The following is a 21,314-nucleotide window of genomic DNA, read 5'->3' as shown; positions in this document are numbered from 1 at the left end:
GGGTTGTGTATAACCCCACTTATTCTATAATCTTCATTTTTGAAAAAGGATAATATACAAATTCCACTTTGCCTATTATATTATCTTCTTCAATATATCCTAAGCCATTTCGACTATCTCTACTAAGTTCACGGTTATCTCCCATTACAAATAATTTATTTGGCGGGATTTTTGTCTTTTGAAAGTTATAAAACACTTGCGTATTATTAAATAAATCTTTATTTGTATACGGTTCTTCTTGCTTTTTATCATTCACATATACTGATCCATTCGTTATGTTAATTACGTCACCAGGAAGTCCTATTACTCGTTTTACATAATATTTCGACTCATCCTCTTCCTTTATAATGACAATTTCTCCGTGCTCTAAATTTGAAAAATGTACTGCTGCTTTATTTACAAATACGTAGTCTTCTTCATATAAAGTCGGTTGCATCGATTTCCCTTCCACTTTACATAAAGTAAAAGAATGATAGGCTACTACCAAAACAAACACGAAGAGTATGTATTTCCCCCAGCCTCTTTTAATCTCCTGTTTCATATCCATTCCCACCTTATTTAAACGCTTAGTCACTCAAAAAATATATCACTGCACAATATATCTCCATGCAGTGATACTATTTTTACTGTGCCTTGTTCGGCTGTTCTACTGGGACTGGATTTCCACCCGCTCTTTTCGCTTTCAATTCAAAATATGAATCCAAAATCTCTTTACCAATCACGGAATTAATTCCTGATTTGTCATCATTCACCCAAGGTACAACAACTGAAAAAGCAACTTCCGGATCAGCATCATATGGTGCATAACCGGCAAGAGTTAAATTATAACATTTTTTTCGGTTATTGTTTTCATCTCTTCCAATATCACTTTCTCCACCGTATACAGTTTCAGCTGTTCCTGTTTTTCCAGCTGGTTTATACGGTAATCCTTTAAACGTTGCCGTACCTGTTCCATCAGCTTCTTGAAAAACTCTTCTAAATCCTTCTTTTACATGATTAATGTATGAAGTGTCCATATCCACTCGATTTAAAATAACTGGTTCAATGGAACGAACAACTTTTCCGACATCCTCTGGTCTATGTGGTTGCTCTCTCACTTCTTGTACAATTTGTGGTTTCATTCGGTAACCGCCGTTTGCAATTGTTGACATATATTGAGCAAGTTGAAGCGGCGTATATGTATCATACTGTCCAATCGCATAATCAAGTAAAAAACCAGGTATGTTATCTGTTTTACCCATTTGACCAATCGATTCATTCGGCAAGTCAATTCCAGTCGGTACACCTAAGCCAAACTGTCTAAAGTAGTAGCGCATTTTATTAAATGTCTCTTTTTTAATATCTAGCGGATTGTTTGGCACATAATTTATACCTGCCATTTTTAATGCTGTATTAAACATATAGACGTTTGATGAAACTTGTAAAGCTCTTAAATCATCAATATCTCCAAAGTCTTTCCATGATTTCTTTGGCTTAGTACTTCCTTTAAAGTACATTGGGGCATCGAAGAAATGCGTATACGGCTTAATTGTTTCAGTTTGATATCCGGCTAATAACGTAGCCCCTTTCACAGTTGATCCTAACTCATAAGAACTTGTCATCGTTCCTAAAGCGAAGTCTTCTATTTGCATGCCACCATCTTTATTTACAATTTTCTTTCCTGCCATTGATAAAATTTGCCCGTTTTTCGGGTTCATCATTACGACGAATGCACGATCCATCATCGGCTCTGCAGAATGAAATGCTCGTAAATTCTTTTCAAGACTTTCCTCTACTTTTTTCTGTAACTCCATATCCACTGTTAACATTAAATTATTTCCACTTTTTCCTTCAGTCACTTTTTCTGTCCGAATAATATTGCCCGCTTTATCCGTAATATTTTTAGACTGCTCTTTCGTTCCATGTAATGCATCTTCGTACTGTTTCTCGATGTAGCTCTTACCAATACGATCATTTCGGTTATAATCACGCACTAAATAATAATCTAACTGTTCTCTCGGCAAGCCCTCATTTTCAGTAGAAACGCTACCAAGGATCGAACGAAGTATTTTATCATTTGGGTATTCACGTTCCCAGTCCACTGTCGTATCCACTCCTGGCAAACTTGCCAATCTTTCACTTACAACTGCATATTCATTTTGACTTACATCTTTTTTTACGATTTGCGGCGTCATTTTATATCCCGCATTCATCCTACTTTTAATTGCTAGTACTTCTAAATCCTCTTTTGAAAGTTCACTTAATTCTTCTTGCGTAATTCTTTCCCTACGTAACTCTTCTACTTTTTTATCTAATTCTTTCCCTTCTATCTCTTGCTTCCTAAATGTATTCTCATCTTCTTTCGTCACTTTTGCTGCAGCGCGCTTTTCATTTAACTGCATCCAAAAATCTTTTTTATCTGTTTCTGTCAACTTATCTATATCTTCTGGTGACATTTCTATTAGCTGAGCTAATTGTCTTGCGACTTGTAAAACTTCTTTCGAATCTACCCCTTTCATTTTCGTATAAGTAACGGTTCGTAGCGGTTTGTTATTTACAATGACTTGACCTTGCCGATCAAACATTTTCCCTCTAGGAACAGGAGTGCTTACCGTAACATCTTCCTTTTTGTTCACTTCATTTCTATACGTTTCTCCATCAATAATTTGTACTTTACCTAATTGAATTATAATAGCTGAAAATAAAAGAAAGACGATAAAAAATAGTACATTTAATCGAAATGGAATATGAGTCTTTTTCTTTTTCGATTGTTTCTTCTGCTCCTTTTTCTGTCTCATTTCGCTCCCTCGCTTCATTCTATTAACATTTCTACATAGAACCATTATGTATCAAATTTATTTATATGATATATATAGAATTTTATATTAATTACAAAAGAAATAAAAGATTTAATTTTCAGTATTTTAATTTTATATCCTATTTATTACCATTCCCTTAATTCGGCATAACATGAATTTTCTTCTGAAAGAACGAGTGTATACTATCGTCTTTTCATACCATTCATTTACATTTCTCTGTATACTAACAATAAAAGGCATTACTAAGGAGAAAATGAAATGACAGGTTCATTCACAATTCATACTAATACGTCATATTGTTTAAACTTTATGATTTATATTCAAAACATTTATCTTAACCAACATGAGAATAAAGAAAATTTGCGGTTTCCTTACATAGCAAGACAATTAAATTTCTCTACTGACCTTGAAGATCATTTCAAAGAATTATGGCATATACTTCGTAAACAAATTGCTAACGACCGATATGATTTACAATTTTTTTATGAGGAAAATAATATCTTTTACGAGAAGCTTTTTGACACTCAATTCTGTAATGAGGAATCCTTTAAAGAAATACTGTATAGTTTTAAAGTATGGTGGACTAGCATAGTAGGTCAGCATTCATTAGAATGGTCTGTAAGTGAGTATAGTACGCAACTTTATACTGATTTAGTTTTATACTTAAAACAAAACCAAATAGAACCTTTACAACAGCTAAACATTAGCTTACTTTATGACGATTGTGTATTCGCTAAAGAAAACATTTCTTCCTATTCTGCTATTTTGCCAACCAAAATCTTTTTTATAGGTTATAGAGGTGTGGTTGCTACATTATTGAAATGTTTTAAACAGTGATTACTCAAATAAAAAAACTGAGGTGAATACCTCAGTTTTTTTGATAACTTATTTCATTGAAGATAACCCTTCAACAAACTCACCAATCTTATTTTGAAAAACAAAATCAAAGTTATATTCTTGCCCTGTTAACTCTTCATTTACTAAAATGGTCGTTGCCCCTATTTCCCTCTTTGCGATTTGTGGGAATGAAGCGACGGGTTGTACTTTTAATGACGTTCCCATAACGATAAGCACATCTGTTTCATATAAACGTGTTATCGCATTTTGATATTGCGGCAATGTATCCCCGTATAAAACAACGTCTGGATTTAAAATGAAATTACACTTCTCGCAGCGAGGCACTTCATGATCAATCATATACTGCAAATCATAGCCCACTTTACACTTCGGACAATGTGCTGTTTGAAGTGTTCCATGTAAATCAATGACATGCTTACTACCGCCTAGTTGATGTAAACCGTCAATATTTTGCGTTAAAATCCTAATATCTTTCCCTTGTTCTTCTAATTCAGCTAAAAAGCGATGGCCACGATTTGGTTTATATTGATGAAACGTATTAATTTGAAATATTTCTTTATAATGCTTCCAAAATTCTTTCGGGCTTCTATTATAATATCCTCTTGATAAATACATCTCCACATTCGCATCAGCATACAATCCATTTGCTGAACGGAAATCGGGAATACCACTTTCCGTACTTGCTCCTGCACCTGTTAACACTGTAATTTTCTTCGCTTTTTCTAAAATTGAACGTACTTCTTCAAATTGTTGCACAAAAATCACCTCTATGTATTTTCCTATACTTATTATACCAGTTGTTTACAGGAGGTGTCGTACGATTCGATTTATTTAATGCATCGTACCCCCAATTTCAACAATATCCACCTCAACTGTCGTCGTTACCTCAACTGCCAATTCTATCCCTTTACTAATCGTAGAAAGTGACATACTCGGTTGGCCTGGATAGTTACTCGCTTGTTCTGGTAAGAACGGAATATGAATAAATCCGCCTTTTATTTTCTTATCCTGTTTCTCTAGTTCATGCATGAGACCGTAGAATAAATGATTACAAACGAATGTACCTGCTGTTTGTGAAACGGAAGCTGGTATACCTTCTTTTTGCAGTCTTTTTACAATTGCTTTCATCGGAAGTGTAGACCAATAGGCAGCTGGTCCTTCTTCTACAACCAGTACATCTACCGGCTGATTCCCTTCATTGTCAGCAATTCTTGCATCATCAACGTTAATTGCGACACGCTCTATCGTAATATCTGGTCTGCCTCCAGCTTGTCCAATACATATAATCATTTCAGGGTTTAGTTCTTCTATATACTCTTTTAATACGCTGATTGATTTTTGGAATACAGTTGGTACTTGTTTACTAATAATCTTATATTCTCCCACTGTTTTTTCATGCAAACTTTTTGCGACTTCCCAAGCCGGATTGATGCTTTCTCCGCCGAACGGATCAAACCCTGTTAATAATACTGTTTTCATAGTTTTCCCTCCTAATTAGAAACGATATACAAGGCCGTACATAATAAACATATTGATGATAAAGATTGAAAGAGCAATTGGTACTTGTGCTTTAATAACTGCATTTTTATCCTTTAGTTCTAAAAGCATCGCCGGAACGATATTAAAGTTTGCTGCCATTGGCGTTAGTAGCGTTCCGCAATATCCAGCAAACATACCAAGCGCTGCCATAATCGCTGGATTCCCACCGTGCATTTGAACAATTAAAGGTAAGCCAATTCCGCCAGTAATAACGGCAAATGCTGCGAATGCATTTCCCATTACGACTGTAAAGAGCATCATTCCTAAACAATATGCCATAACAGCAACGAACGGATATTCTGTCGGTAATACTTGTCCGACTAAATCAGAAACGACTTGTCCAACGCCAGACTTTGCGAAAATACCGCCAAGTGCTGCTAACATTTGCGGTAAAATAACAGCCCAGCCGACAGCTTGTAATAGTCTGCTTCCTTCTTGAACAGGCGTTGTTATTTTCGATTTCGTAATACGCATCGCCGCAATGAATGCAAGTAGTGCCCCAAGTGCTAATGCAACTAATGTGACTTTATCCGGATCAACAAGGGATACATTCCCCCATTTAATCTTCCCTAACGTTAACGTACCGATAATTGTAAAAATAGGAATTAATAGTGCAGGCATAAAAATTTTATTTTTTAATTTCTCCGCATGTTTCACACGTTCTTGTACTGGAACTTCTTTCTCCTCTGATTTTGTTACTTTATTTAATGAAGCTAACACGACCATAGTGAGCACGATACAGCCAACATAAAACGAAGGGATTACATTTCCGAATAAAAAGGTAACTGCAAATAGCGCCCAAAATGAGCTAGAACCAAATCGATTTGGATGTTGACGATCAAATGCAATACGAACGGCGATAAAAGCAACGATTATTCCTAATACGTAATAAATTGTATCCATTGTGATGATGTTCATTTTATATTGCCTCCTTCTCTTCTTTTTCTTTTGATGCCATCGTTTTCGCTATATATTTATCAAATCTTCTAAATCTGATCCAGCTTACGATAAGTGCTGATATTGCAGTTGGAATACCCCAAAGCGCCATATCCCACACACCGACATGCATACCTACCGAGTCGAAGAATCCTTTCATTAATAAAATAGCACCAGTCGCGATAAATATATCCTCTCCGAAAAACCATGCTGTATTTTCCGCCGCTGCTGCATTCGCTTTAATTTTTTCTCTTAACTTTTCAGGGAGCTTACCATATTTCCCTTGCGCAGCCCCTTCTGCCATCGGTGCAACGAGCGGTCTTACCGTTTGTGCATGACCACCAATGTTCAGCCCCAGTGCTGCTGATGATTCTCTTATCGTAAAATATGACATTAATACTCTTCCAGTTGTTGCACCTTTTGATTTCGTTATAAGTGCTTCTGCTCTTTCTTTTAAACCGTAACGCTCTAAAATTCCGATTACCGGTAAAGTTAATATAATTGGCATAGACATATATCTATTTTCTATGAAAAACTTACCGAACAAGCTGATCACATCATAAAAGCTTAATCCCGAAACCATACCCGTAACAATACCTGCAACCATAACTACTAAAAGTGTATTCAATCTAAATAAAAAGCCCACCGCAACAAGTAGTATCCCGATTAATTTAATCATTTCTAGCACTTCCCCCTATTTTTTATTTCGGTGCACAAATAGAAATACCATTAAGTTCGAATGTTCTGTATATTTTTTTCGCAAATTGCACTGCTTTTTCTCCATCACCATGTAAACAAATTGTTTTCGCTTGAACCGCTACTTTCTCTCCGCTCACCGCGTTTACATACCCTTCTTTCACCATTTGAAGCACTTGCTTTATCGCTTCGTCTTCATTTTTTATGAGCGCATTTTCTTCTGTCCGGCTCGTTAACGTTCCATCTTGCTTATACGTACGATCAGCAAAAGCTTCTTGTACGAGAGTTACATTATATTTTTCCGCAGCCTGTATAAACGCCTCGCTATTTGCTAATCCGTAAAGTAATAGATTGGGATTACTATGATAAATTGCCTTCGTGATTGCATCTGCAATTTCCGGATTTGTCGCCGCCATATTATATAGGGCACCGTGCGGTTTTACATGATGCATTTTCCCGCCTGCCGCTTTCACAAAAGCATCTAATGCGCCGATTTGATATAAAACGTAATCGTATACTTCACTTGCTGAAACATTCATGTTTCTTCTTCCAAATCCAATTAAATCAGGAAAACCAGGATGCGCGCCAATTGCTACGTTATGCTGCAGTGCCTTTTCGACCGTTTTCCTCATTACAGTCGGATCACCCGCATGAAAACCACAAGCAACGTTTATAGAGGAAACAAACGGAAGAATTTCATCATCATTCCCCATTTTATAAGCTCCAAAACTTTCTCCTAAATCACAGTTTAAATCGATTGTCGTCACGATGTTTTCCCTCCCAATGTCAGCTTCGTAAAGCGATGAATTTCTTTAATAGATTCATATTTACTTCTTGTTCTATGTACAATTGTTCCGCTTCTTCAAGCGTAATTTTCTCAAATGAAACATAGTCCCCCGGTTTTAGCTGAGAAAGAAGAGGTAAATCTACTGAAATGATATTTCCCATTCTCGGATAGCCACCTGTCGTTTGCCTATCTGCCATTAATATAATCGGCTGTCCACCGTTTGGCACTTGAATCGTTCCGAATGTAACGGGGCTCGATAAAATCTCTTTTTCTTCCACTCTATTTAAAACTTCTCCTTCAACTCTATAACCCATACGGTCAGCGTAATTAGATACTTTATACTCTTTCGTAAAAAATGCCTTTATACTTTCTTCTGTGAATTGATCATATTCAAAGTTAGTTATGACACGCAGCTTAGGATACTTCTTATACTTTGGCAGTACGCTTTTGCTAATTGCCCATTTCGTTTTGTTTCGCTCATCGTTTTGTAAGTTTTGAATGCAATGTCTCGCCATTTCTGTGTGCGTTCCAATTTGAAAATAATCTCCCTTTTTCAGCATTCTTCCTTCAATACCACCAATCACAGCACGTATGTAAGTACTTTTGCTTCCCATTATGCGATCAATCTGTATACCACCTGCAAAAGTCACATACGCTCTGCAACCACTTTTCACTTTCCCAAAACAAAGCATACTACCTTCTTCCGCTAAAATGGGACGCCATAATGGAATACGCTTCCCATTCAGTAACGGCTCCATATTTGCTCCGCCAATCGCAAGTAAAGTCGTTTTCTTTATTAACAATTTAGGCCCCATAATTGTCATTTCGAGTCCCGCTTCATTCTCTTCATTACCGACTAACATATTGATCATCCGAAATGCACTTTGATCCATGGCCCCGCCAACTGGTACACCGTATTGTTGATAATGAGCTCGCCCTAAATCTTGGACTGTTGTAAACATTCCTGCATGTAAAACTTCTACATCCATTCTTTAGCCCCCTCAAGTGATACGTACTCTTCCTTCGTTATTGGGATAAATCGTAAATACATACCGCTTTGAATATATGTTGGTGTTTCTTCTTCTGGATTAAATAAGGAGATTGGTGTTCGGCCAATAATATTCCATCCACCCGGTGTTTCAAGCGGATATATACCTGTTTGATTTCCGCCAATCCCTACTGAACCAGCAGGTATTTGTAACCGTGGTGTTTCTTTTCTAGGTGTTTCTAGTTCTTTTGATAGTCCTCCTAAATACGGGAACCCTGGTGTAAAACCTAACATATACACAAAATATGTTGTTTCACTATGTATGCGAATGACATCCTCCGCTCGTAATCCTCTATAATGTGCGACCTCTTCTAAATCAGGTCCATATTCTCCACCGTAGCAAACTGGTATAGAAATATGTTTCGCATCTTGATTCACTTCTTCTTTATACGAATTACACAGCTCTTTTATATATTGGCAGACGTAATTATATGGCCCTTCACTGCTCCCATTTTTCTTCCACACTTCGTATACATTGTAATAAACCGCTAAGGAAGTAAACGCCGGAACGCATTCTACCATTCCTGTAAACGGATGCCGCCTCAACGCTTGAAACAATCGCTGCACTTTTTCGTATGTCTCCATCCCAATTTCTTCACTAAATGTAACAATAATTGCTTGATCCCCTAACGCAGAAAATTTCATCCTACTCCCTCTTTCTATGCCAAAAAGCCGAGTTCTTTCGAAATTCGATGTGCTGTTTCTTTCACCTTCGCAATAAAATATGCAATGTTACTTTCGTTATACTCAATTGCTAATCCCGAAATACTAATACCTGCTACAACTGTTCCATCGCTTGCGAAAATGGGCGCTGCTATAGCCGCTGTATGATTTTCTAACTCAGAGTAGCTAATTGTATGTCCTTCCTTTTTCGCCACTTGTAACACTTCTAGCAATTGTTTCTTATCCACGATTGTTCCATCTGCAAACTGTTTTAAATCCGTTTCCTCTACGTATTTCCGTTGCTCTTCCTCAGAGAAATACGAAAGTAAAATTCTCGGACATGCACCAGCATAAAGTGGCGCTCTTCTTCCAACAGCTGTATACACGCGTACAGGCTGAGCACCTTCCATCTTTTCCACATAAATCGCATCATGACCATCTTGAATAATTAAATTAACTGCCTGTCCTAAACTATTTCTAAGCTCTTTCATATATGGAATCGCAATATTTCTTACGGATAATCTTTGTGAAACAAGTTGACCGAACCGTAAAAAAACGACTCCTAGACGATACTTCCCCTTCTCATTTTTTTGTAAAAACTCCATTTCTTCTAACGAGCCAATTAAACGATAAACAGATGTTTTCGGCATACTCGTAAGCTGAACCATATCTGTTAAACTTAGCTCTTCATGCTCATAAAACAACTCTAAAATATCCATTGTCTTAACTGCCGTTTTATTTATACTCATTCTATCTCCCTCTTGTTCCGAATTTCGGAACTTAAATTCCGTTTTTCGAAACAAACATATAATTTAAAATTATAAAATATTCTTTCAATTCTATCAATATTTTTTTCAAGCCTATGAACCGATATATTTGTCAGTAGTTTAAAAAACGTAAATAATTAAATGCATTTGTAAATTTTCACATCAAACTATTACATATCCAACATATTTCAATTATCATGATATATGTAAAACAACATATAAGGAGTGTTTCTTTTGAAAAAGTTGCTAGTAATTCCTGCTATTATGTTATCTTTTTGTATAGGTTATAATGTAACATTGGCGACGAATGAAGATACTCATGCAACCGCTACAGTTGCCCAATATCATAAAATAGCGAACGAAGAAATTCATTTTTTCGGATCAAGTATTTCTGGCTTTAACTACTCTCACGGTGATGAATTAAGCCTTTTTGTAAAAAATATAGGCGATTCTCCTTTTAGTTACACTTTATATAACGCTAAAGGTTCTTGGATGATTGACGGAACTTTAAAAACTGGGGAACAAGCAATCAATGAATTTAATATAAATTGGAGTGATTGGCTTCCTGAAGGTGAATACAAAATAAAATTTAGAAATAATGATGGTTCTCTTTCAAAAGTTCAAGTTATAGCAAAACCTAACATTTAAATAAGTAGGACAAAAAAAGATGATTTCTGTATTCCCAGAAGTCATCTTTTTTAAATTCCATTTAATTTGTCAGTATACTTTTTCGCTTCTTTCATGACAAGATCTGTTACCTCTAGTTTACTTACAAATATTCTAGAATAAATCTAGGCTTGTACTGACCATCTTTAAGTATCTTTTCAACTTTATATACAGTTAACGTCTGAGTAAATTTTTCAGTCCTCAACTTGACTTTTCTTTCAAAAACTTTAAAATTTCTTGGTTGAATTGTTGGGGATTTTTTCGTGCAAATGTATGTCCCTGTCCAGAAACTGAGACAAATGAAGCATTTGGAATTGTCTTTGCTAAGTATATGGAATGTTTGCGTTTTATAATGTCATGCTCCCCAACCAATATTAAAGTCGGGCAACTTATTTGTTTTAAATCTAATTTTGAGACACCAATATCATGGAGTAACAAACTGAGAATGGATAGTTTCTGCTGTATTTTCTTACTAAATAAGGACGGAATGAAAACAAAACTATACAATGCATAAATAGCTGCTAACAATAAAAAACGAACTCCACTTGTTTTTGTGTTTCCTGCATTTAAAACGAGTCGATGAACGTATTCGGGATACGAAGTAGTAAACATCATTGCTAAGTTGGCTCCATCGCTAAACCCGAGAAAGTCTGCTTTCCGAATGTTTTCTAAAAGCATTATTGTTTTCAAATCATCGACCATTAGTGGGAAGTTTAAATTTTTGGAGACGTTAGTCGAACGCCCATGCCCACGGCTATCGACTAAGAATATTTGAAAATACTTTTCCAATTCAGGCACCTGCTTAGAGAAATATTTCCCGCTGCCACTATTCCCATGTAACAAAAATAGTGGAAAACCTCGTCCGCTTTTCTCGTAATAAATTTGACTGCCATCTGCCATAATAGCATATTTCCTTTCTTTTTCCACAAAATCACCTACTCGTAATATATATGATCAAGGAGACAAACCTTTTCTTGCTTGCTTCTTAATAGTCTTTTATTTTCAATTGATTTATTATACAAAAAACACCCTATAAAATAGATTTTTTTCGGGTGTCTATTCTATAGGGTATTATATTTCATACTTCTTTATAGCGCTCTTACTTGTTTCAACGGCCAGAAAACAGCTTGGCCTTTTCCGACAATTTCATCTTCTGAAATAAATCCGAACATTCGACCGTCTTTCGAAACTTCACGATTATCTCCTAAAACAAACACTTGGCCTTCTGGCACTTTCGTTTTTCCAGTGATTTGTTCTAACGTAAAGTCTGGAGTTAATACACGGCCTGCTGCTTTTTCTTTAAACTCTTTTAAATATGGTTCTTCCATCGCTGTTCCGTTTACATATAAAACATCGTTTTTATACTCCACTGTATCGCCTGGTAAACCAATCACTCGTTTTACTAAATCGTATCCTTCTTTTCCGTGGAAGACGATAATATCAAAGCGATCTAATCCACTTATACTATAACCAATCTTATTCACAAGAACTCGTTCGTTATTTTCTAAAGTAGGCATCATCGATTCACCTTGTACTAATGAAGGTGTAAATAAAACACCGCGAATAATAGCAATTAATACAAGAGTAAATCCTATCGTTTTAGCCCATGAGAATAATTCTTTCTTCGTATTTTCCTTCATCGTTTCTCCTCTTTCTTAACTGTTTATTGTATGATTTGAACTAATTCTTGTACTAAATTAGGATCAATTTCAGAAAAACATGATTTCCCTTCTCTAACCGCTGTACCGACATGAGCTTGCGAAATTCCAGTTTCATCTAGCAATTGCTTTATATTTTCTTTTGTCACACCAGCTCCAACTACAAGCTGAATTTGACCACCGCTTACCTTTTGCATTTCTGCAAGCACCGGAATATTCTCTACTATATTTCCTTGTCCACCTGAAGTTAAAACGTGAGTCACTTTATGAAACTTCTTTAAAGTTTTCATCGCTTCTACTGGATTCTCTATATCATCTATCGCTCGGTGATACGTTACATTTATTCCATCTACAACAGATAGTAAATTCGCTAATTTCTCTTCATCCACTTCATTTCGTTCGTTTAATACACCTAATACAACACCAGCTGCACCTAACTTCTGCGCAATGATAATATCTTCCTTCATCATTTCAATTTCTTCTTCCGTATATGTAAAAGACTTCGCATGCGGACGAATCATAACGTGAATCGGTATATGTACTGCTTCTACCGCTTTTTTAATAAATGCATAACTCGGCGTTAAACCGCCTTCTGTATAAGATGTAATTAATTCAATTCGCTTCCCGCCAGCTCGTTCAATTCGTTTCACATCTTCTAAACATGTTGCAATAACCTCTAGCATGAGATGACCTCTTTTCGTGCTTTTTTCTTATTATACAGTAGCTGAAATAAGAAACATAGCATTCTCCTATAAAACTGTAAAAAGAAGAATAAAAAGAAAGATTTTTTTTATTGATTGCCTTCGTTGTTAATATTATATTCTACTAAAAAAGGAGTAACCCCTAGAACTTCTGACTAGGTGTCACTCCTTTTTATTTTACAAAAATACTAGGTTTCCCCTATACATTTAGTTATTTTTCTTAGTTACTTCATTATAATAGTGGCTAAATGCCTCTACTAATGCGTCAACTGACGCATACAATTCTTCTGGTGTATTATCTACCCCTCCCATTTCAATAAGTAATGCATTTGGAGAAAGGTCTTGATTATATACTCCGTTACCGCTTTTACGATCTTTAATAAAAATCCCTCGGCTTAAACCGTAATACTTCTCATCTAAATATGAATTTATTGCCGTTACTATTTTTTTATTTTTTTCATAGTTAGGATTTTCTCGTCCTAAAATAAAATAAAGCCGAGCATAATTCTTTCCGTTAATATTTTTTGTTGTAATATTTTTTCGTGCATCGTCTCTATGAAGGTCCATTGGAAACATAATATTTTTATCTTGTGCTAATTTATCTTGTAATATTTGACGGGATCCTTTGTAAGATTGGGCCCAATTTAAATTTTTATTTCGCAGAAAATCCCTCATATTTGTCGTATCATGTGAAACAGCTATTCCTTTTTCTTCTAACTTTTGTTTTAAATAGTTTCCAACAAACGTAATATTCACTTCATTATTTGTACTGGAAGCATCATCGGGTATCGTAGCACCTGGAATGAGAGGAATAAACGCTTCCCAACTATGTGTATGATAAATAAAAACTTTATTTTCACCGTTATTTTGTGTATTTGAATTTTCACCAGTAGAATTGTTTTCTTTCCCACTCTTTGGGTGTTTAATAGCAGTACCTTTATCTTTAATGTTATCTAAAGGAATACTGGATTCTTCAGGAATGTTCGTATAATCTGTTCCTTCCCCAGCAATTAATATTTCCGAATAAAATTGATTCATATTAGGAAGTTCTCTAGTTAATAAACTTCGGAGATCATTTACATTAATGTTTGTAGAAAGTGACAGTAAAAAAGATTCCAAAGACGCTCGTCCTTTTTCTTTATGAAATTCTTCTGCAAAATAACGATTTTCACTTCCTATCATATACATAAGACCTTTAGTAGAATTCGTTCCTAACAACTGATTCATATAAAATGATTTAAATACGCTGGAATTACTAGAAATGAAGAATGAAGTGAGGATACATATAATAGTGAATAAAATACATATCACTACATATCTTACATTTAATACTTTCAGTTTAATTTTATTCATTTTATATCTCCCTTCATTTACTATATTCTTACGCTTAATTTTCAATGAATATGATTAATAATTTAATAGAACTGCCTCAAACTACTATGTTTTCATTTAACCTCTTTCCATAAAGCAAATGAGGTTAAAGTTGCCATATGCAAATATCATCAAAGATTTTAAAACAAATCAAATAACCTGAGTCTATATAAATATAGAACTCAGGTTATTTAATACTGTTTACTCGATAGGAGGCACTGCATTTTGATGGACTTTTTTATTTTCCATGTCAATGCCTAATTGGTCTTTCAATAACTTCATACCTTTTTTTGTAAGATGGACGGCTCTATTCTTATCCGTTTTTGTAATCCATTCCTGTTCAAAAAATAGTTTTGCTATCGCAGATCCTAACCAACCAGAAATATGGTAGCGTCGTTCACTCCAATCAAGACAAGGTTTTGCAAATACCCTTCTCTTTATATCTGCCGTTTCAATATTTATTCCAAAATTCAGAAACCATTGCTTACCTTGTTCCGTTACAATGTATTCTCCTTCCTTTAAAATTATAAATTCCCTATGTAGTAATTTTTCAGTTATCTCTACACCGAGTCTGCCTGCAAGATGATCATAGCAAGTTCGAGCATAACGAATTTGTTTTAATTGATCCGATTGTTTTAAAGACCGAACTTGGACTGATGGTGCAATTGTTCCTAACTTTTCAAGGACTTCTGCTACCTCTTGATTAGCAAGTCGATAGTAACGATGTCTACCATGTTGTTCAACTGTAAGTAGATTCCCCTCTACTAATTTAGAAAGATGGGAACTAATCGTTGGATGTGACACCTTTGCCATATAAGCCAATTCGCTAGCAGGTAGTGCCTGATTATTCATTAGACAATCTAAGATAATTGCTCTTGTAGGTTCAGCAATTAGTTTAGCTATATATGAGATATTCGGATATACATTCATATTTCGATGATACCCTAACTATTAAACTGATACAATTATTTTAAGTTTAATAGTAAAGGAGAATGTATTATGAATGCAATTGATCTTAGTATATTAAATTTGAAAGAAACGAGAAGGCGCTCAGAAACATTATGGAATTCTCTTCCCGATAATTTTCTTAATTGGAAGCCTGATCATGAAGCTATGTCCTTTGGTGAGATGATTCGTCATGTATGGAGCTCAACTTTTTATTATCATATGATTTTAAAAAACAACGGCTCAATAAATGATATACATTTCCCGTATGATGACGAGCCAATTACTTGTGTAAAAAAAGAAATTGAATTGGCACAATCGTACTTTACTGACTTCATAGAGTATGTTCAATCCATAAGCATAGCTGAGCTAGATTCAACCCTTATTGATCGAAGCGATGTTGGCTATCAAAGATATTTAGGCGACATGCTATTACGAATTGCCTATCATGATGCGGTCCATGCTGGTCAATTTTTACAATATTTACGAATGATAAACTTGGAAAGACCTTTAATTTGGGATTAAATATAACAAATGTTTACAAAGATTTCAAACTGGCATTATAATAATACGCAACCAATTATCTAACTAGTCAAAATTCTTCCCGTTAGTTAAAAAGAGCAATTTAGTTGTTGTACGATAATTAATATATGGGGATGATCACGTGAAAAAGCACTCTGAATTAAAAAAGCATTTATGTGAACTGGAGGAAAAACTATTAGAACCTAAAACTCGTACAAATCCAGCAGAACTGGACAAATTACTTGCAGACGACTTTTTTGAGTTTGGAAGTTCGGGAAACGTTTGGTATAAGAAGGATTCTGTTGGTGGAGACGGACTTAGTGTGAGAGAAATGACTCTTTCTAATTTTGAAATATACCCTTTATCGAAGGATACTGTGTTGGCGACATATCTTGTAAGAGATGAAACTAGAATGCAGAATACTTTGCGAAGTTCCATTTGGAAACTGATAGATGGAAAATGGCAAATGTTTTTCCATCAAGGAACACTTACAAAATCATGATAACCATTTATACTAAAAATCTACATCTCAATTTGGTACGTCGTACACATAAAAAGCACGTGTTTGATTACTACTCAAACACGTGCTTTCAAAACAACTATATTACTCATAAACAATAAAATACAAGTTTAAAATTACTACGACCGAAACGCCGCATCCGCCAGCATAGATAGTGTTGCATCATCCATCGGCGGATTGTGCAATCCTGCTCTGACGTTTAAATAGTAACGATGAAGCGGATTTTTTTCTGATAAACTTTTTGCTCCTACGATGCGCATTGCTTTATCTACAATAGATATTGCCGCATTTGTTACAGCATATTTCACTGCTGCTAGTTCGGCTTGCAATGATAGTTTATCCTCTGCCTCATCGTACTTTTTCGCAATTTGATATAAAAAGACGCGAGCTTGCATAAGCTCAAGTTCTAATTCTCCAACTAATCTTCTAACATTCGGCAATAAACTAATAGAATGATTTAAACTATTTGGCTTGTATGATCCCGCAAACTGAACTGCATAATTTCTTGCTGATTGTGCAATTCCTAAATAACATGCTGGTATATGTAGCAACCAGCCAATACCCTTTTGTTTCACTTTCCCGCCCTTTACATCTGTAAAAAAGCGATTTTCTATCTCTACATTTTGTAAGACAAGGTCATGACTAGCAGTCCCTCGCATCGCAACGCTATCCCACGTTTCTTCAATGGATACACCGAGCGTATTTCTCGGAATGACAAACTCTCCAACTTCTTCTCGACCTTCAATACTCGCTGAAATAATAAAATAATCAAGTATTGGCGCCATCGTTGTAAAAGTTTTTCTTCCATTTATAATCCACTTCTCACCTTGTTGAACCGCTATTGTTTCTGGCTTACCACCACGCGTCGGACTCCCTGTTTTTGGTTCTGTTGCTGCCCGATTAAAGAGTGCACCGTTACGTACTTCTTCGCAAAACCATTTGAACATCTCATCATTCCAAGAGTGATTTTCCGCTAGCTCTTTCACAATGCCAATATGCCAGCCAATCGATAACGCAGTAGCTCCGCAGCCTTCCGCGATTTTCTCTTGAAATAAAACAAAGTCATATAAAGAAATCGCACTACCACCAAATTCCTTCGGTAACGTTAATTTCGTATATCCGATATCTTTCAAATCACTTATATTTTCATACGGAAATGATCCTAATTCACTTAGTTGATGCTCTCTTTCCATGAACTTCGGAATCAATTTATTTATTTGTTCAATAATGAAAGATTGTTCTTCTGTTTCAACAAATGAGAGTGCCATACTATAATCTCCTTTATGTTCGATTCATCAACCGCTCACTTTTTCATTATGATTATATGAAGCTACCTCTCTATTGTTTCACTATTCCGATAAAAATACAATGTTTTTGACCAATAAGAAAAGTTCCCATTTAAAATAGGTTCTTTTCTTATATTAGTCTCCCTTCAATGCCTTTAACGGCAAAGAGGTTACATATCCAATGTACGAGAATAATTCTTTAAAGAAGAATGGTATTTCTGTGTCTAACGTTTTATATGCTGATGTCGGCGTTGGTGAAGCATACGCTTCAATATTAATATGTTTTGCGATTCTCATTGCGCGTTTCATATGAAGTGGATCACTTACAATCGTGTATGTGCGTATTCCGTTCTCTATTCCAACTTCCTTCGCATTCTTTAAGTTTTCTTCTGTGAAAAGGGATTTTGTTTCAATTAAAATATCTTCCTCTTTTACACCTTGTTTCATTGCATATACTCTTGCAGTACGCGCTTCCTCAAGTTCTGCCTCGAACTTTGTACCACCCGTAAAAATAATCTTTTTAATGTTTCCGTTCTTATATAAAGAAATCGCATGATTAATTCTTTCTTTAAATACAGGGGATGGTTTTCCATTCCAAGAAGCCGCTCCTAGTACGATACCAGCATCCGTTTTCATACTATCATCTGTTTTAAAACGATAGCTCCAAATATCGTAAGCTGCATAACTTACATATAAAATAGCAGAACAAATCATTAGTAAAAATACTTGAAAGATTCGTCTTTTCTTACTTTTCTTATTTTCTTTCATTTGTAATTGCCTCCGTACATCATCCATACTTCTATAAAAAACATTTATATCAAATCGTTTTGTTTGAGTTTATTTAAAAGAAGGAACTTTACTTGTTATTTATATATAAAAGGGTTTTCATTTAAAATTGAGGATTATCAATTCATTTTCATTTGCGGTTTTCATTACATGTTTTAAATTCATAAGTTTATTACCATACAACTACATTGTAACGAATTTTTTCTCAGAAGGGAACGATGAAACAAAAGTAATTAAAATAAAGTAGCATTTTGTAAGAAAAAAGGTATATTTTTCATGTATTACGAATAATATACCTTTCAAAACACGAATTATAACTTTTCTTTATACAATTCTAATTTTTCCAATAAACGAGCTTTCACTATTGGCCATTCGCTTGCAATAATACTATACACAACTGCATCTCTCACATGACCACTTGGTAATTTTCTTTCATTTCTAAGCACACCTTCTTTAACTGCTCCTAAACGTTCAATTGCTCGTTGTGCTTTTTCATTTCTTGCATCCGTCTTAATTTGTACTCTCAGCATATGCAATTTTTCAAAAGCATAGTGAAGAAGCATATACTTACACTCTGTATTTATACTCGTACGTTGCACACTTGGATGATACCAAGTCTGCCCTAACTCTACTGTTTTATCTTCTACTGAAATATTATATAAACGTGTACTTCCTACAATCGTATTCGTCTGTTGATCCACTACAACAAAAGGTATTTGAGTACCATTTCCATAACCCTGTATCGCTTTTTGCACATATTGCTGCATATCTTGCGCACTATCCATTTTAGAAATTAAATACGCCCAAATATCCCGATTTCCTTCTACAATCGAAAACAAAGTTTCGACATCATCACTATCTATTATCCGTAACTTTGCTCTTTCGTGAATTATTTCCATTTGAAAGCCCCCTTTGTTGTTACTATATCATATGAAAAGAAAACGTTTTATAAGAATAATAGAATGTATTTAAAACAATTCCTTTTCAAATATATTCTTCTCGTATAAGGCGGGCAAGCTCATCACTAACCTTTAAAAAGGAAAATTTTGATAATTCCCAATAAATGCTATATAATGATAAATGGGAGGGGATGAAAATGCTAGATCAAATTACTTGGGGAACACCAGGCAGCTTATTATGCTTAGGTTTCTTTTTTGCAGGACTAGGAATCTTCTTAAGAAGCATGACGTCATATTCAAAAAATAAATAAAAACATCAAAAAAAACAGAAAATAGTATATTTTCACATTTTAGGATATTTGATTTTCTTAGCATGATAGTGATGTGGGAATACCCCGATTTTAAACAAAAGAAGCCTTCCTTTTACAGAAGGCTTCTTTTGTTAGAGATTTATCTTTTTAAAACTTTAAAGTAACAAATAAGCAATCGGCGTAATAATAAGTAACGTTAATATCGTTCTTTGTACATAGAGAATAATAAGTTCCGATACTTTTAACGGAATGTCTGTCGATAAAATACAAGGAATGGAAGCTGAGAAGAACAATATAGATGATACCGAAACAACCGCAATGACAAACTTTGTCACAAGTGGTGCACTTACAACTAAAAGAGAAGGTAAAAACATTTCCGCAATACCAACGGATGCCGCTTTAGCAGCTAGTTCTGCTTCTGGTAATTGTAATAGCCATGTAAATGGATAGAAAATATAACTGATCCAATCAAATATTGGCGTGAATTTCGCTAAGACGATACCAATTAATCCTACTGACATAATGGATGGTAAAATTCCCATTGTCATAATAAATCCATCTTTTAAATTCACTGCGATATTTTTCATAATACTCGGTGCAGACTTTGATACTTCTAACGCATCTTCCCAAGCACGTTCTAACATTTTCTCTTTATAAACAGGTTCTGGAAACCCTTCTTCTGTTACATATGTATCTGGTTTTCTACTAAGTGGTGGGATTCTTACGGTGATAGCAGTTACGATAAATGTTACAACGAGAGTAGTCCAAAAATAAACATTCCATAAATGCATAATGTCTAATGTTTTTGCGATGATGATCATAAATGTTGCGGATACTGTAGAAAAACCTGTAGCGATAATAGCTGCTTCTTTTGTCGTATACTTCCCTTCTTTATACACGCGATTCGTAATTAATAAAGCCAACGAATAACTCCCCACAAAGGATGCAACCGCATCAATTGCTGATCGTCCAGGTGTTTTCCATAACGGTCTCATAATCGGACGACAAAACGTACCGATAAATTCTAGTAATCCGTACCCGACTAATAACGCTAAAAAAGCCGAACCAATTGGCACGAGTAAACTTACCGATATTACTAGTTTTTCATACAAAAACGGCCCTACATCTGGTGCAAAGAACCAAGCTGGTCCTACTTTCAAGCAATATAATACACCAAAGACAACACCAACTACTTTTAAACTAGAAAAACAAATGTCTACGATAGATGCATTCCATTTTTTTGTATAAAACGGATAAATTGCACCCATTATCATAACGAGTAGTGCGTAATAAGGTACGACGCTCGGAACCGAAGTCCTGATCCATGATACGATATGATCAATCATAATGGACGAAGCACCATTTATCGTAACTGGTACGAAAAACATAAACACCCCAACTAGACTAGCGAGTATAAACCGAAGAATGATCCTCTTCTCACTCCCTGTCTTAATTACATTCCTTTTTAATTCAATTTCACTCAAAATTCGACACCTCCTATTATCTAAATATTCTGTATAATAACGTTACATTCCTTCTTTCGATTTCTAATATTTA

The 21,314-nt window shown here is 35.1% G+C and carries 23 protein-coding genes; 4 read left to right on the top strand and 19 right to left on the bottom strand.

Going from position 1 to position 21,314, the window contains the following annotated elements:
* Positions 1-19 precede the first annotated feature (19 nt).
* Together lepB (AC1DMU_RS04480) and AC1DMU_RS04475 are read right to left on the bottom strand one after the other, a co-directional pair.
* Positions 20-541 carry a signal peptidase I gene (lepB, locus tag AC1DMU_RS04480; RefSeq protein WP_000806886.1) on the bottom strand — a complete coding sequence of 174 codons (522 nt, stop codon included), beginning with the start codon at positions 539-541 and terminating at the stop codon, positions 20-22.
* An 82-nt stretch (positions 542-623) separates the two neighbouring features.
* Entirely contained in the window at positions 624-2,777 is a 2,154-nt protein-coding gene (locus AC1DMU_RS04475; RefSeq protein WP_088063871.1) for a peptidoglycan D,D-transpeptidase FtsI family protein, read from the bottom strand.
* A 279-nt stretch (positions 2,778-3,056) separates the two neighbouring features.
* Here AC1DMU_RS04475 and AC1DMU_RS04470 point away from each other — a divergent pair, with 279 nt between their 5' ends.
* Positions 3,057-3,635 carry a hypothetical protein gene (locus tag AC1DMU_RS04470; protein WP_088063872.1) on the top strand — a complete coding sequence of 193 codons (579 nt, stop codon included), beginning with the start codon at positions 3,057-3,059 and terminating at the stop codon, positions 3,633-3,635.
* Positions 3,636-3,683: 48 nt separating this feature from the next.
* Here AC1DMU_RS04470 and AC1DMU_RS04465 read toward each other — a convergent pair whose 3' ends face one another.
* The 8 genes from AC1DMU_RS04465 to AC1DMU_RS04430 form a co-directional block, all read right to left on the bottom strand.
* Complete coding sequence (locus AC1DMU_RS04465; protein WP_476941474.1) at positions 3,684-4,412, bottom strand: NAD-dependent protein deacylase; 729 nt, start codon at positions 4,410-4,412, stop codon at positions 3,684-3,686.
* A gap of 75 nt (positions 4,413-4,487) precedes the next feature.
* Complete coding sequence (pcp, locus tag AC1DMU_RS04460) at positions 4,488-5,135, bottom strand: pyroglutamyl-peptidase I (protein ID WP_088063874.1); 648 nt, start codon at positions 5,133-5,135, stop codon at positions 4,488-4,490.
* 15 nt (positions 5,136-5,150) lie between these two features.
* Positions 5,151-6,113, bottom strand: coding sequence for a DUF979 domain-containing protein (locus tag AC1DMU_RS04455; RefSeq protein WP_088063875.1), 963 nt, complete (start codon positions 6,111-6,113; stop codon positions 5,151-5,153).
* 1 nt (position 6,114) lies between these two features.
* A complete protein-coding gene (locus AC1DMU_RS04450) occupies positions 6,115-6,810 on the bottom strand; it encodes a DUF969 domain-containing protein (protein ID WP_061671924.1) in 696 nt (231 codons plus the stop codon).
* Between the two features lie 22 nt (positions 6,811-6,832).
* Positions 6,833-7,594, bottom strand: a complete 762-nt coding sequence (gene pxpA / locus AC1DMU_RS04445; protein WP_088063876.1) for a 5-oxoprolinase subunit PxpA — start codon at positions 7,592-7,594, stop codon at positions 6,833-6,835.
* A 19-nt stretch (positions 7,595-7,613) separates the two neighbouring features.
* Positions 7,614-8,603, bottom strand: a complete 990-nt coding sequence (locus AC1DMU_RS04440; RefSeq protein ID WP_088063877.1) for a 5-oxoprolinase subunit C family protein — start codon at positions 8,601-8,603, stop codon at positions 7,614-7,616.
* Complete coding sequence (gene pxpB, locus AC1DMU_RS04435) at positions 8,594-9,307, bottom strand: 5-oxoprolinase subunit PxpB (protein WP_088063878.1); 714 nt, start codon at positions 9,305-9,307, stop codon at positions 8,594-8,596. The genes AC1DMU_RS04440 and pxpB overlap by 10 nt, the downstream gene beginning before the upstream one ends.
* Positions 9,308-9,321: 14 nt before the next feature.
* The gene (locus AC1DMU_RS04430) at positions 9,322-10,074 is read right to left on the bottom strand and encodes an IclR family transcriptional regulator (RefSeq protein ID WP_088063879.1); all 753 of its coding nucleotides are present in this window, start codon (positions 10,072-10,074) and stop codon (positions 9,322-9,324) included.
* A 252-nt stretch (positions 10,075-10,326) separates the two neighbouring features.
* Between AC1DMU_RS04430 and AC1DMU_RS04425 the strand changes: the two genes are divergently transcribed.
* The gene (locus tag AC1DMU_RS04425) at positions 10,327-10,740 is read left to right on the top strand and encodes a hypothetical protein (protein WP_088063880.1); all 414 of its coding nucleotides are present in this window, start codon (positions 10,327-10,329) and stop codon (positions 10,738-10,740) included.
* A 219-nt stretch (positions 10,741-10,959) separates the two neighbouring features.
* On the opposite strand, the gene AC1DMU_RS04420 is transcribed toward AC1DMU_RS04425, so the two are convergent.
* The 5 genes from AC1DMU_RS04420 to AC1DMU_RS04400 form a co-directional block, all read right to left on the bottom strand.
* A complete protein-coding gene (locus AC1DMU_RS04420; RefSeq protein ID WP_088063881.1) occupies positions 10,960-11,685 on the bottom strand; it encodes an alpha/beta fold hydrolase in 726 nt (241 codons plus the stop codon).
* Positions 11,686-11,846: 161 nt separating this feature from the next.
* On the bottom strand, positions 11,847-12,398 hold the full coding sequence (gene lepB / locus AC1DMU_RS04415; protein WP_088063882.1) for a signal peptidase I: 552 nt from the start codon (positions 12,396-12,398) through the stop codon (positions 11,847-11,849).
* A 23-nt stretch (positions 12,399-12,421) separates the two neighbouring features.
* Positions 12,422-13,099 carry a copper homeostasis protein CutC gene (locus AC1DMU_RS04410; protein WP_060487274.1) on the bottom strand — a complete coding sequence of 226 codons (678 nt, stop codon included), beginning with the start codon at positions 13,097-13,099 and terminating at the stop codon, positions 12,422-12,424.
* Positions 13,100-13,324: 225 nt separating this feature from the next.
* The gene (locus AC1DMU_RS04405) at positions 13,325-14,470 is read right to left on the bottom strand and encodes a stage II sporulation protein P (protein ID WP_088063883.1); all 1,146 of its coding nucleotides are present in this window, start codon (positions 14,468-14,470) and stop codon (positions 13,325-13,327) included.
* A gap of 219 nt (positions 14,471-14,689) precedes the next feature.
* The gene (locus AC1DMU_RS04400; protein WP_088063884.1) at positions 14,690-15,418 is read right to left on the bottom strand and encodes an ArsR/SmtB family transcription factor; all 729 of its coding nucleotides are present in this window, start codon (positions 15,416-15,418) and stop codon (positions 14,690-14,692) included.
* 69 nt (positions 15,419-15,487) lie between these two features.
* On the opposite strand from AC1DMU_RS04400, the gene AC1DMU_RS04395 reads away from it, so the two are divergent.
* Both AC1DMU_RS04395 and AC1DMU_RS04390 read left to right on the top strand, forming a co-directional pair.
* Complete coding sequence (locus AC1DMU_RS04395) at positions 15,488-15,958, top strand: DinB family protein (RefSeq protein WP_088063885.1); 471 nt, start codon at positions 15,488-15,490, stop codon at positions 15,956-15,958.
* A 139-nt stretch (positions 15,959-16,097) separates the two neighbouring features.
* On the top strand, positions 16,098-16,457 hold the full coding sequence (locus AC1DMU_RS04390; protein WP_000716630.1) for a nuclear transport factor 2 family protein: 360 nt from the start codon (positions 16,098-16,100) through the stop codon (positions 16,455-16,457).
* A gap of 137 nt (positions 16,458-16,594) precedes the next feature.
* Here the strand turns inward: AC1DMU_RS04390 and AC1DMU_RS04385 are convergent, their stop codons facing one another.
* The 4 genes from AC1DMU_RS04385 to AC1DMU_RS04370 all read right to left on the bottom strand — a co-directional run bounded on the left by AC1DMU_RS04385 (position 16,595) and on the right by AC1DMU_RS04370 (position 21,241).
* Positions 16,595-17,743 (bottom strand): acyl-CoA dehydrogenase family protein, encoded by a 1,149-nt coding sequence (locus AC1DMU_RS04385; protein WP_088063886.1) that lies wholly within the window; start codon positions 17,741-17,743, stop codon positions 16,595-16,597.
* A gap of 153 nt (positions 17,744-17,896) precedes the next feature.
* The gene (locus AC1DMU_RS04380) at positions 17,897-18,529 is read right to left on the bottom strand and encodes a YdcF family protein (protein ID WP_060487279.1); all 633 of its coding nucleotides are present in this window, start codon (positions 18,527-18,529) and stop codon (positions 17,897-17,899) included.
* 329 nt (positions 18,530-18,858) lie between these two features.
* Positions 18,859-19,446 (bottom strand): GNAT family N-acetyltransferase, encoded by a 588-nt coding sequence (locus AC1DMU_RS04375; protein ID WP_088063887.1) that lies wholly within the window; start codon positions 19,444-19,446, stop codon positions 18,859-18,861.
* Positions 19,447-19,912: 466 nt separating this feature from the next.
* Positions 19,913-21,241: a YjiH family protein gene (locus AC1DMU_RS04370; protein ID WP_088063888.1), complete on the bottom strand. Its 1,329-nt coding sequence runs from the start codon at positions 21,239-21,241 to the stop codon at positions 19,913-19,915.
* Positions 21,242-21,314: the final 73 nt, after the last annotated feature.

The organism is Bacillus sp. 01N45, from assembly GCF_056399205.1.
Note: the sequence above shows the minus strand (reverse complement) of the source record. Positions and strands in the feature narration are given on the sequence as shown.